We start from the raw sequence: 12895 nt of genomic DNA, 5'->3' as shown, positions 1-12895 counted from the left end.
ATGGTTGAAAGTAACTGATTTAAGGGAATAAATCCCACAAACTATTGAAAGTAAAGGTGTTTCAAAAACACCTTATTCTTGGTAATCCAATGCCGCCGCACCTAAAATTTTCGCCGCAATCAACATCGCATTTTCATCGAAATCGAATTTTGGATGATGATGCGGATATGGATTTTCCGGCCTTGCGCCGGTAAAGAAAAATGTGCCAGGTACTTTTTCAAGATAGTAAGCGAAGTCTTCGCCGCCCATATGCGGCTCAGTTTCAACAACATTTTCAATGCCTTGAATTTTTTCCGCTATGGATTTCAAAAATTCGGTTTCATCATCATGATTGACAACGGCGGGATAGCCCCGTTCATAGGTGAATTCTATTTCACAATCATTCGCTAGCGCAGTTCCATCAACGACACGTTTCATTTCGCGTTCCATTAAATCACGTATTTTCGGATTGAAAGTTCGAACTGTGCCACCGATTTTTGCGGAATCGGCAATTACGTTGAACGCATTTTCAGCAACAAAAGAACCGACAGATAGCACTGCTGACTCGGTTGGATTTACGCGACGCGAAACGATTTGTTGCAAGTTTGTAACGAGTTGCGCACCTATTGCGATTGCATCTTTTGTTTGATGTGGCGCGGCACCGTGTCCGCCGGCGCCTTGAACCGTAATGTCGAATTTGTCGGCAGCGGCCATAGTAGGTCCGGTTCGATATTCAATCGTTCCTGCGTCAGTAAGTGACCAAAGATGCGTTCCAAAGATTACATCAACACCATTAAGACAACCATCTTCTATCATTGGTTTCGCGCCGCCTGGGGCATATTCCTCGGCGTGTTGGTGAATAAATACATATTCACCTGCTAGTTCTTCTTGCATCTCATGAATTGCTTTCGCGAGTTGGAGCAGTGTTGCAGTATGACCATCGTGGCCGCAAGCATGCATGACACCAGGAACAGTAGATTTATAGGGAACATCTTTTTCGTCTTGAATCGGAAGTGCATCAAAGTCAGCTCGAAGCGCCACTGTTTTCCCGGGTCTTCCGCCTTTAATACGCGCAACGACACCGTTACCGCCTACACCGGAACGAACATCAACGCCGAGATCTGCGTAAAAGTCAACAATATATTTAGCGGTTTTTTCCTCTTTGAACGATAACTCAGGATTCATATGTAAATAACGACGCATAACAACCATATCTTCATATGAGTTTGTTAACTTTTCAAATAACTTCTCTTTCATGAATATTCCCCCTCATGTACAAAATAGTTTGAAATCTAATTGTACCAATGATAGTGAGTCGCTTCAATGAAAATAAAAATAAAGTATAGGAAGAATTCACTCCCCCTATACTTCATATTATTCTTCGTTGTTTTCTTTCTCCGCTTTCGTTTTATAAGTTGTAACATACGGAGCGCTTAAGAAAATATGTTGCATCTTATCCAATCCGGTTTCATGTTCAATTGATGCGTGCATCTTTTTGTAAGCGGGGGAATCGAGCCAAAGGTTTAGAAACACTTTACTCGTCCACTGCGTCAAGATGATATACGTTTCCGAATTTAATGGACGAAGTAGGCGAAAGGCAACAAAACCCGGTTCCCCGGTGATATCTTGGATTTGACTTTGGAAGCGATGTTCGAAAATCGGCCGGCCTTCATCTGTGATAGGAATATTATTGAAAGCAAAAAATCCATCTTCTGTAAGTGTGCCGGAAGAGCTGATTGCTTCATATCGCCGCGGCGTTTGAAAAACAGTTTTTCCTTCAGTTTCATGAAGGAGTACAGAATTCCCACCACCATGCATGACGATCATCTGTTCATTCGCATAACGTTTTCTAACGGATTCCATAAAACTCATTGTTCCTGATGTTAAAAAAATGTTCATCATAAAACCTCCCCTTATTACTTCATATTTTCCCTTATATGCGAGATTAAAACAAAGATTGACGATTATGTGGCAAGAAATAAAGACAATTGTATGACAATGGGCCGTTCAACTATACAAAATGTCCGGAAAGCTCTACTATTTAAAAGGAGCTATACTATATGAACGATAATATAATTGAAAGTGGGAATAAAATTTATGACTAAATTTAACGACACACTTTTGCGTGCAGCACGCGGAGAAAAAATTGACCATACACCAGCTTGGTATATGAGACAGGCAGGACGATCTCAGCCCGAGTATTTAAAAATTAAAGAAGAACATGGTTCGTTGGAAGATATTGTACGCCAACCTGAACTTTGTGCATACGTAACAAAGTTGCCGGTTGACCAATATAATGTTGACGCGGCTATTTTATATAAAGATATTGTAACACCATTACCGTCAATCGGTATAGATGTGAAGATTAAAGCGGGCGTAGGTCCGGTTATCAGTAACCCGATTCGCTCCGTACAAGATGTTCATAACCTTGGTGAAATTTCACCAGAAGATGATGTACCTTATGTGTTAGAAACAATAAAAATTTTGACGCAAGAACAATTGAACGTTCCATTGATTGGTTTTGCTGGCGCACCGTTTACACTTGCGAGCTATATGATTGAAGGTGGTCCATCAAGAACATACAACTTAACGAAGTCATTCATGGTGTCAGAACCTGAAGCATGGTTTACGCTCATGGATAAGCTTGCTGATATGACAATCACGTATGTGACGGCACAAGTTAACGCTGGGGCGAAAGCAATACAAGTCTTCGATTCTTGGGTCGGCGCATTAAGTGTTTCCGACTATAGAATCTTTATCAAACCTGTTATGGAACGTATTTTCACAGAACTCCGTAAACTAAATGTTCCACTGATTACATTTGGTGTAGGTGCGAGCCATCTTGCAAATGAATGGCATGACCTTCCAGTAGATGTTGTTGGCCTTGACTGGCGTTTACCGATTAAAGAAGCGGGCGAGCGCGGTCTTACAAAAACACTTCAAGGAAACTTAGATCCGACAATACTCATCGCGGATTGGAAAGTTATTGAAGAACGTGTAAAAGTAATCATTGAACAAGGGGTAGAGCATGGTAGTCATATCTTTAACCTTGGACATGGTGTATTCCCAGATGTAAAACCTGCAACATTGAAAAAGTTAACTGAATTAGTGCACACGTACAGTGCTGAATTACGTAAACAAAAATAACTAATTATTAATGAGGTGATAAATATGACGAAAAAGAAAATGGGATTATTGGTAATGGCATACGGAACTCCATATAAGGAAGCTGATATTGAACCGTATTACACGCATATCCGACGTGGTCGTCCGCCAGCTCCAGAACAGTTGGAGGATCTTCAAAACCGCTATGCGGCAATCGGCGGAATATCCCCGCTTGCGCGAATTACCGAAGACCAAGCAAACGCGTTATGCAATCGTTTGAATGCAGTACAAGACACAATAGAGTTCAAAGTATATATCGGCTTAAAACATATCACGCCTTTCATCGAAGAAGCAGTCGAGCAAATGCATAATGACGGCATTACAGAAGCAGCTTCAATCGTTCTTGCTCCGCATTTTTCAACATTTTCCGTTAAGTCGTACAATGGACGTGCCAAAGAAGAAGCCGAGAAATACGGCATTCAAATCACTTCTGTTGAAAGCTGGTACAATCAGCCGAAATTCATTGAATACTGGGCGGATAAAATCCGAGGTACTTATGAAAGTATGAGCGATGAAGAACGCGCGAATGCATGTCTTATCGTTTCAGCTCACTCATTACCTGAAAAAATTGTTGCAAACGGAGACCCATACCCAGAACAATTGCAAGAAACAGCAGACTTAATTGCTGAAGCAGCTGGCATCGAAAATTACGAAGTCGGTTGGCAAAGTGAAGGACAGACACCAGAGCCTTGGTTAGGTCCAGACGTTCAAGATATGACGCGTGATTTGCATAATGATAAAGGGTATACAACGTTTGTTTACACGCCGGTCGGATTCGTATCTGATCATCTAGAAGTTCTTTATGACAATGATTATGAGTGCAAGGTTGTTTGTGATGAAGTCGGCGCATCTTATTACCGCCCGGCAATGCCCAACATTGATCCGCTCTTTGTAGATGCAATGGTGGATGCTGTATTCGGTAAACTTGAAGAACAGAAATAATAGTGAAAGAACGTGATGAAGGACATGAACGAACAACGTAAAAAAGTCGTCATTGTCGGTGGAGGGATTACAGGACTTGCCGCGGCTTTTTATATGCAGAAAGAGGCGCGAGAAAAAGGGCTTGCACTCGATGTACTCCTCATTGAAGCGTCGAATCGTCTTGGAGGAAAAATCCAAACAATTCGACGTGACGGTTTTATTATTGAGCGCGGTCCTGATTCGTTCCTAATACGCAAGAAAAGCATCGGAATTTTAGCAAAAGATCTAGGTATTGAAGATGAACTTGTGAAAAATGCAACAGGCCAAGCTTATATTTTCGTCAATGGTAAACTCCATCCGATTCCAGCAGGATCCGTGATGGGGATCCCTACGCAAATGGGTCCATTTTTAAAAACAGAGTTATTTTCACTAACTGGAAAACTTCGTGCTGCGGGTGATTTCTTCATGCCCCGATCCTCCAGTACCGATGATCAATCGCTTGGCAGTTTCTTCCGTAGAAGGTTGGGCGGTGAAGTTGTCGAGAACTTGATTGAACCGCTTTTGTCAGGTGTTTACTCAGGTGATATCGACCAAATGAGTTTGAAATCGACTTATCCTCAATTCTATGAAGTTGAAAAAAAGCATAGAAGTTTGATTCTTGGGATGAAAAAGTCTAGACCCAAACCAGTACCTGTGAAAGATGGACAACTTGCAAAGAGGGAAGGGGTCTTTCACACATTCAAAAATGGTCTTGAAACATTAGTTGAAGCTGTCGAGGAGAAACTTACTCCGAATTCAGTTTTAAAGGGTGTTCGCGTTGATTCGATTAAACGAGTGGACGATAAAAACGTTCTTCTACTGAACGATGGGCAAATCATAGAGACGGATGCAGTCGTCTTGACCACGGGACATAAAGCGGCAAGTGATTTATTTGCACCGCATGGTTTGTTGCAGGACTTGGGTGCAATTCCGACTACATCGACTGCGACAGTGGCGATGGCATTTCCAGACGAGGCTGTTGTGCAAGATGAGGAAGGTACTGGGTTTCTTGTTTCAAGAACCGAGGATTTCTCCATTACGGCATGTACATGGACGCACCGAAAATGGCCGACGTCGACGCCAAAAGGAAAAGTGCTGATTCGTGCATTCGTAGGCCGAATAGGTGACGAGACGATTGTTGACTTGCCGGATGCTGAAATTGAGAAAATTGTGCTGGCAGACTTGAAAAGGATTATCGATATTAAAGGAAAACCCGATTTCACAGTGATTACTCGTTGGAAAAATGATCGTCCGCAATATAGGGTAGGTCATCAAAAACGAATTGAAGCTGCGCGTGCGGAGATTCAGAGCGAATTTCCTCTCGTGAAATTAGTTGGCGCTTCTTATGACGGTGTTGGATTACCCGATTGTGTCGATCAAGGAAAAGCTGCTGTACAAGAAATAATCGAAAAGCTGTTTTAATCATAACTAAATCCATCTATTGCTTACCCTTCCGGTAGGCTATAGGTGGTTTTTTTTGTGTGCCCGGCATGGGTAATCGCTAGTGGGTGAAAGTCCATTAATGGTTAGTCTCCTACTCGATTAGTTTCTATTGGTACAGAAGGGGAATACAGAAGGTAGGAGGCGATTTCATTGAAAAGAATAATCATTGGGATTGCTAGCGTCATCTTCTGTTTGGCAGGGTGCAGCCAAGAAAAGACCGATACAGAGAGAACACCAGATGAAGATTTTCAAATTATTGCGCACCGAGGAGCATCAGCTTATGCGCCAGAAAATACGCCTGCATCTTTCCAACTCGCGGAAGAAATGAATGCCAATTACATAGAACTGGACATACATTTAACAAAAGACGGCGAAATAGTCGTTATGCATGATGAGGATGTGGCAAAGACGACAGAGGGAAGCGGTGATATCGGGACTTATACACTTGCCCAACTAAAGGAGCTCTCTGTGAACACCGGACATAAGGAAAGAGAAAGAAATCCCGTAGCAGAAGCTTATAAAGTACCCACATTGCGAGAGGTTTTTGATCAATTTGGGGACCAAATGAATTTCATGATTGAATTAAAAGAGTCCAAAAATAATCGTGGCATAGAAGAAAAGCTCGTCGATTTGTTGAAAGAATATGAAATCATAAGCACTGCGGATCAAGACAAGAAACCCAAAGTGGTTGTTCACTCGTTCTATGAAAAAATGTTGAAGCAGGTGCATGAATTGAATGAAGATATTCTGTTGTTGAAATTAATAACATTCGAAGAAGGCGAAACTGCGGAACTCTCAAAGAAAGAATTAGATAATCTATTAACATATAGCTCGGCTATAGGTATCGGCCATAAGTTGCTTAATCAGGATTTCATACAAGAGATGAATGATAAAGGTTTGCTCGTCTATGCAACCGATGTGCAAGATGTAGACGTTGCAAAGAAGATGCAAAAAATCGGAGCAAAAGGAATTTTTACCAATCGACCTGATATATTATATAATGAATAAAAAAAAGCAGCTATCGGAATGTTACTAGTTCCATAGCTGCTAATTATTTTTATCTATATAACTATAAAGCGTTACACGAATCGCATGTATTTCCGTAGCATTCATGTTGTTCAACAATTTCTTCACCGCAATTCGTACATTTTTTTGGAGGCAAGTTTTTAAAGAACTCTATAATGTTTTCAATCATCTAGTTCATCTCCTTTGCTAGTAATGGTTAAAGGGTAGTGGTCTATGTCCTTTATAATACGTTGCATTTGTTGCATTTGTTCGTGTAGCAATCGTGTTGTTCCGCAAATTCTTCTTTGCAGCTAACACAAACTTTCGCAGGTAGACTTTTAAAAAATTCGATAACGTTTACTAACATGGTCATCAACTCCTTTCTGTACTAGCACTGTAACTATTAATAGTAGTGTATTATAACAGCGAATCAAATGTCAATACATTTCTTTAGTTTTCAGATAAAATATAATTGAGTCAATAGAGGAGGAGCGATTGCTATGCATTTCATAGACAATAAAGGAATTACAGATCCGCAAATTAATCTCGCGATAGAGGAGTACGTGCTTCGAACGATGGACATAAATGAAGATTCATTTCTTCTGTTCTACATCAACGAGCCCTCCATCATCATAGGGAAAAATCAAAACACGGTAGAAGAAATTGATACAGACTTTGTTGAAGAAAATGGCATTAAAATTGTTCGACGTCTTTCCGGTGGTGGCGCTGTCTACCATGATTTAGGCAACTTGAATTATAGTTTTATCACGAAAGATGATGGAGAATCATTCCGCAACTTTAAAAAATTCACCGAGCCAGTCGTTGAAGCGTTGGCAAAGATGGGTGTTAAAGCAGAATTGATAGGCCGCAACGATCTCCTCGTAGAAGGACGTAAAATTTCTGGAAACGCACAGTTTGCAACACAAGGCCGGATGTTCAGCCACGGTACTTTAATGTTTGACACGGAAATTGATACAGTAGTGTCTGCCTTAAAAGTGCGAAAAGATAAGATCGAATCGAAAGGCATCAAATCAATACGAAGTCGCGTCGCTAACATTTCTGAATTTCTAGAAGAACCGATGCCGATTGAACAGTTCCGTCAAGAAATCTTGAATTCAATTTTCGGTGGTGAAGAAAATATTAAATACCGTGAATTGACAGAAGAAGACTGGGAAAACATTCATGAGTTATCAAGAGAACGGTATGCAAATTGGGATTGGAACTTCGGTAAATCACCTAAATTCAACATGCAACACTCACACCGTTTCCCTGTCGGTAGCATCGATGTAAGACTTCAAGTGAATAAAGGGATCATTGAAGACGTCGTTATATTCGGGGACTTTTTCGGTGTCGGGGAAGTCGGCGTTATTACAGAGAAGTTAAAAGGCGTTCAATACAACCGCGAAGCAATCAACGAAGCAGTTTCTAATCTAGACATTTCTACATACCTTGGCGGAATAACAAGAGAAGAGTTTTTGCAGCTGATTTATTGATTAGTGAATGTCAGTGTGAGAGATAGCGTTCTTTGAACTCCACTTAGAAGTTGGTTTATCTTGAAAGATTATTGAGGTTTCTACGATCAATCATTGGATGGTGTAACAATCAATATTTCTTTCCATCTTTAGTGAAAGTAGTTGATTGAAGTGGAGGGCAGCGACGAGGAGACCCCGGTGGATGCCCGCAGGAAAGCGTCCGCACGCAACGGAAATCAACGGTTCAATTAAAAGTGAGGATCTGAATAATGGATTTTTCAATTGCTTTTAGGCAGGTACAGAAGGTGAAATCCCTTCTGTACTTTTCTTTTTAACTTTTTTATAAACTAACTTTTCTATACCTTTATTTATATTACAAACATTAAATCCATATTATAGGTGAAAGCGAAGCAGGCATTCAGTGCTAATCTAGGTTATAATAGGAATACTGCTGAAAGGAGATTGAACACATGGAGAAACATCGTATATTCATTGTTGAAGACGATCGTAAAATTGCTCAGTTACTCGCGGAAACACTGCGTAAGTATCAATATGACGTAGCTATCATCGCCGACTTTGATCGCGTAACGGAGGAATGCCTCGCATTTGATCCGCATTTAATCCTTCTCGATATAAATTTACCTTCATACGACGGTTATTATTGGTGCCGTCAATTACGCACACACACCACATGCCCAATCATATTCATTTCCGCACGTTCTGGCGACATGGACCAAGTCTTCGCCCTTGAAAACGGCGGCGACGATTTTATCACCAAGCCATTTCACTATGAAATTGTCCTCGCTAAAATTAGAAGTCATTTACGTAGATCATTTGGGGAGTATGCGTCGGTGCAATCCGAACGAACTATCAAAATCGGCACACTCAACTTATATATCGAACGAATGGAGCTTCATGTCGGTGATGAAATTGTTCCATTGCAGAAAAAAGAATGCGTCATATTAGAACTATTGCTCGAAGCGTCCCCAAAAGTGATTTCACGCGAAATCCTACTCGAGCAACTATGGGACGATCAATCATTTGTCGACGAAAACACGCTAAATGTTAACATGACAAGGGTCCGGAAAAAACTAGCAGATTATAACGTCAAATCGACCATAGAAACAGTACGGGGAGCAGGATATCGCTTCATTCCTGCAGGGGAAGAATTATGATGGCAATCCGCCTTTTTTTAAAAGACCATTTATCGTTTATCGTTTTTCAAATCGCGCTCATATTATTTCTTCTATTATTATTTTGGTTAGACGGTTTTAGGAATTATGATACAGCCATTTATTCGATAATTATTAGTTTATTATTGACCTTTGGCTATCTAAGCGGAAAATATGTCATTCGGCGTTTTTTTTATAAAGCGATTGTCATGACGCCGGTCAAGATGGAAGATGCATTACTTCGCCACACGCAAGGCCCGGAACATATTCGAACTGCGGCTTACACACGAGCTTTATATAAAATTTATCAGGATGAAGTGCAATCGCTGTATTCAGCTCAAAGTCGGCAAACTGAATTCATGAACCATTGGGTGCATCAAATGAAAACGCCAATATCGGTAATAAATCTTTTACTGGAAGAAGAGGAAATTGATCGGGATAGTATAAAGGAAGAAATCGACCGCCTACATATCGGTCTTGACACTGTTCTTGTCAATGCCAGACTCGAAACATTTGAACGAGATATGACAATCGAGCGCGTGAATCTAAAACAACTCGTTCAAGAAGTGGTCACTGAACATAAGCGATTACTAATTACGAATGGGGTGTTTCCCTTAGTTTCCATCGATGAAAACTTTGTGGTGATTACGGATCGAAAATGGATTAAAATTGTTCTCGGGCAATTTATCACGAATGCTGTGAAATACACATTTGAAAAAAACAAAAAACTATTTTTGACTGCAGAAATCTTCGAGGGCAAGATTTGTCTTATGATTCGCGATGAAGGTGTCGGAATTCCGGCATCGGATTTAAATCGTGTCACACAAGCATTTTTCACAGGAGAGAATGGAAGACTTACAGGTGAATCGACTGGCATGGGATTGTATGTCGCTTCAGAGGTTTGCAATAAACTAGGGCACCCGTTGAATATCCAATCGGAATTAGGGGCAGGGACAACTGTATCCTTACTATTTGAAAACGTTGAAGTGAAGGAGGAAGCGCGCAGTGAAACCAATCGTGACATTGAAGGAAGTAACGAAGATTTATGAAGGAAAAGTGATGCACCGCGCATTAAATCAACTGAGTTTTGAAGCGTTAGAAGGTGAGTTTGTCGCAGTAATGGGACCTTCTGGAAGTGGAAAGACGACATTGCTGAACCTTATTTCATCAATTGATTTACCAACATATGGCCGTATATTTATCAATAATATTGAACCAGAAAAGTTAACGGAAAATAATCTAGCACTTTTTCGAAGAAGCAATCTTGGTTTTGTATTCCAAGAGATCAACTTATTGAATATGCTAACAGTTGAAGAAAATATTGTTTTGCCGTTAACTTTAGATGGATTTTCAATCGAAGAAATGGAAAAACGTGTCTCATTGTTAACGAATCGGCTAGGCTTGACTGAAATTCTTGATAAACGACCCGATGAACTCTCAGGAGGACAAGCACAGCGGACGGCTATTGGTCGAGCCCTTGTACATAAGCCAAAGATAATATTGGCAGATGAACCGACTGGAAATCTTGATTCGGCTTCAGCAAAAGAGGTTCTTGAATTATTAAGCGAGGTAAATCAAACAGAAGGAACAACAATCATTATGGTGACTCATGATCCAATTGCGGCAAGTTATTGCGATCGTGTCGTATTCATAAAAGATGGCGAGTTTTTCAATGAAATCTATAAAGACGAGCGCAGACAAACTTTTTTTCAACGGATTTTAAATGTGCTCTCACTTTTGGGAGGCCACTCGAATGACCTTTCGTCAGTTCGCCTACCGTAATGTAGTTCGAAATCGTCGTATTTATGCCGCTTTTTTTATGGCAAGTGTTTTTTCAGTAATGGTGTTTTTTCTGTACTCGATGTTGTTATTTCATCCGACTATTGAAGATCGTTTTATACGAGAGATTGCAATTATGGGCATGGGAATTGCAGAAATTATTTTGTTTGTCTTTACGGCTTTCTTTTTATTTTATTCCATGCGGGCCTTCTTGCAAGCAAGGTCTAAGGAGTTTGGAATACTGTTACATCTTGGGATGGAAAAAAGGCAAATTAATCGACTGATTTTTATTGAAACGCTGTTAATTGGCATTACATCGATTGGAATCGGAATTATTTTAGGTTTCACCTTTTCAAAATTCTTTTTCATGATTGTGAAAGAAATCGTATTGTTGCCAGCGTTGCCGCTTTATTTATCCTGGAAGCCTTTTGTTCTAACAATTGGCGCTTTTTTAAGTTTATTTATTCTAATCTCATTTATTGCGCCGGTGTTTATCAAATCGGGTAAAATAGCAGATCTAATCCGCGGTGACGGAAACGAAAAAGAGCTTTATGCCTATTCGAAAGTTAAAGGTATTATCGGGATTACTTTTCTTGGCGTATCTTATGCCATGGCTGCATTTACCTCGAATTCGATTGTGCTACTACTTCTTTATTTCTTGCCGCCTCTTGCCACAATCGGTACATTTTACTTTTTCACAGACTCGGTTCCCATGCTTTTACATAAGCTAAGAAGTTCTCGTAAATTTTATTGGCGGAATTTCCGTCTATTGTCGTTCTCGGAGGGAATCGTGCGGTTGCGGGAGAATGCTCGTATGTTTTTCATCGTGACGATTGTTTCAACCGTCGCATTTATGTCGGTCGGGACACTAGCATCATTAACATCTTTCGCTTCCCAATACCGTGAAATGAATCCGCTTGGTCTCATTTATATAAGCTATGAAGGAAACGAGCTCGAAGAACAACATACAAGCATGTTGAACAAGGAGCTCGAAGAAAATAAAATTCAATTTACGCGTAAAAAGATTCCGGTATTGAAGCAACGATCCACTTATTCGGGAAGTTCCGTCGACATCATTAGTGTTTCAGATATAAACGAATTAGCGAATGCGTTTAATCATTTGTCTATTCAACTTAATAAAGGACAAGCAATATTTTTACCGCCATCTCCGTCTTCTTATAAAAGCTTAAATAATCGAACTGTAGAAACAAGGCTTCAAAATAGTAACCTATCGATTACGATTGACGGTGCATATCCACATCAATTATTTTCATCGTACTCTATTTCTACCAATGCCATTATTTTAAATGACGAAGATTTTGTGACTATTTCTTCGATAGGAACAATTCATGAAGCGCCGTCGTTTACGTATTATGCATACTACATTCCTGAGTGGCAAAAAACAAAAGATATCGGACTTTCGATTAATGACACGATAAATGATACGTTCATAACTGGCACGTCTAGTTCTCTGTCCTATACATTCGATAATCCGGGGCTAAATTATTCAATCATACGAACGACGTTTTCACTACTATTATTCATTGGCTTATTACTTGCCGCCGTATTTTTGTTGGCTGCAGGCAGCTTCATCTATTTCCGATTGTATACGCGGCTGGAACAAGATAGAAAACAGTTCGAAGTGTTAAAACGCTTAGGCTTAACGGACCGTGAATTCAAAAAGATTGTCAACCGACAGCTCATCCCTCAATTTTTCTTTCCGTGGGGAGTGGCTATGCTGCATAGTTCATTCGCGTTTTTGTCCCTGCAAGTCGTTTGGGATGCACTCGCGGAAATATCCATTGTGAAGGAATTAATGTTGGTGTTAATCGGCTTTACCGTCTTGCAAATCGGGTATTTCTATTTAATTCGTTGGCGCTACCTTGCTCATATTAAAGCACCGGGATAAGTTCTCGGTGC

13 protein-coding genes are annotated in these 12895 nt (G+C 40.3%); 9 read left to right on the top strand and 4 right to left on the bottom strand.

Features of this window, described 5'->3' with window-relative positions:
- Nucleotides 1-72 precede the first annotated feature (72 nt).
- On the bottom strand, nucleotides 73-1236 hold the full coding sequence (locus J4G36_RS09130; protein WP_210469702.1) for a M20 metallopeptidase family protein: 1164 nt from the start codon (nucleotides 1234-1236) through the stop codon (nucleotides 73-75).
- Between the two features lie 117 nt (nucleotides 1237-1353).
- Nucleotides 1354-1878 carry an antibiotic biosynthesis monooxygenase family protein gene (locus J4G36_RS09125; protein WP_210469701.1) on the bottom strand — a complete coding sequence of 175 codons (525 nt, stop codon included), beginning with the start codon at nucleotides 1876-1878 and terminating at the stop codon, nucleotides 1354-1356.
- A 198-nt stretch (nucleotides 1879-2076) separates the two neighbouring features.
- Here J4G36_RS09125 and hemE point away from each other — a divergent pair, with 198 nt between their 5' ends.
- The 4 genes from hemE (at nucleotide 2077) to J4G36_RS09105 (ending at nucleotide 6555) form a co-directional block, all read left to right on the top strand.
- Nucleotides 2077-3126 carry a uroporphyrinogen decarboxylase gene (hemE, locus tag J4G36_RS09120; protein WP_210469700.1) on the top strand — a complete coding sequence of 350 codons (1050 nt, stop codon included), beginning with the start codon at nucleotides 2077-2079 and terminating at the stop codon, nucleotides 3124-3126.
- A gap of 24 nt (nucleotides 3127-3150) precedes the next feature.
- Nucleotides 3151-4086 (top strand): ferrochelatase, encoded by a 936-nt coding sequence (gene hemH, locus J4G36_RS09115; RefSeq protein ID WP_210469699.1) that lies wholly within the window; start codon nucleotides 3151-3153, stop codon nucleotides 4084-4086.
- A gap of 24 nt (nucleotides 4087-4110) precedes the next feature.
- Nucleotides 4111-5526 (top strand): protoporphyrinogen oxidase, encoded by a 1416-nt coding sequence (hemY, locus tag J4G36_RS09110; protein WP_210469698.1) that lies wholly within the window; start codon nucleotides 4111-4113, stop codon nucleotides 5524-5526.
- A gap of 171 nt (nucleotides 5527-5697) precedes the next feature.
- Nucleotides 5698-6555, top strand: a complete 858-nt coding sequence (locus tag J4G36_RS09105; RefSeq protein WP_210469697.1) for a glycerophosphodiester phosphodiesterase — start codon at nucleotides 5698-5700, stop codon at nucleotides 6553-6555.
- A 61-nt stretch (nucleotides 6556-6616) separates the two neighbouring features.
- Here J4G36_RS09105 and yhfH (J4G36_RS09100) read toward each other — a convergent pair whose 3' ends face one another.
- Both yhfH (J4G36_RS09100) and yhfH (J4G36_RS09095) read right to left on the bottom strand, forming a co-directional pair.
- Nucleotides 6617-6742, bottom strand: coding sequence for a protein YhfH (gene yhfH / locus J4G36_RS09100; RefSeq protein WP_210469696.1), 126 nt, complete (start codon nucleotides 6740-6742; stop codon nucleotides 6617-6619).
- A gap of 51 nt (nucleotides 6743-6793) precedes the next feature.
- On the bottom strand, nucleotides 6794-6919 hold the full coding sequence (yhfH, locus tag J4G36_RS09095; protein ID WP_210469695.1) for a protein YhfH: 126 nt from the start codon (nucleotides 6917-6919) through the stop codon (nucleotides 6794-6796).
- A gap of 133 nt (nucleotides 6920-7052) precedes the next feature.
- Between yhfH (J4G36_RS09095) and lplA the strand changes: the two genes are divergently transcribed.
- The 5 genes from lplA to J4G36_RS09070 all read left to right on the top strand — a co-directional run bounded on the left by lplA (nucleotide 7053) and on the right by J4G36_RS09070 (nucleotide 12884).
- Entirely contained in the window at nucleotides 7053-8045 is a 993-nt protein-coding gene (lplA, locus tag J4G36_RS09090) for a lipoate--protein ligase (RefSeq protein WP_210469694.1), read from the top strand.
- Between the two features lie 449 nt (nucleotides 8046-8494).
- Entirely contained in the window at nucleotides 8495-9199 is a 705-nt protein-coding gene (locus J4G36_RS09085) for a response regulator transcription factor (protein WP_210469693.1), read from the top strand.
- A complete protein-coding gene (locus J4G36_RS09080) occupies nucleotides 9196-10245 on the top strand; it encodes a sensor histidine kinase (protein WP_368668742.1) in 1050 nt (349 codons plus the stop codon). Before J4G36_RS09085 ends, J4G36_RS09080 begins: the two co-directional genes overlap by 4 nt.
- A gap of 10 nt (nucleotides 10246-10255) precedes the next feature.
- The gene (locus tag J4G36_RS09075; protein WP_210470501.1) at nucleotides 10256-10978 is read left to right on the top strand and encodes an ABC transporter ATP-binding protein; all 723 of its coding nucleotides are present in this window, start codon (nucleotides 10256-10258) and stop codon (nucleotides 10976-10978) included.
- Entirely contained in the window at nucleotides 10950-12884 is a 1935-nt protein-coding gene (locus tag J4G36_RS09070) for an ABC transporter permease (protein ID WP_210469692.1), read from the top strand. The genes J4G36_RS09075 and J4G36_RS09070 overlap by 29 nt, the downstream gene beginning before the upstream one ends.
- The last annotated feature ends 11 nt before the right edge of the window (nucleotides 12885-12895 follow it).

It is taken from the genome of Sporosarcina sp. 6E9 (assembly GCF_017921835.1).
Lineage (GTDB): Bacteria > Bacillota > Bacilli > Bacillales_A > Planococcaceae > Sporosarcina.
This window is presented reverse-complemented; position numbering and strand designations above follow the sequence as displayed.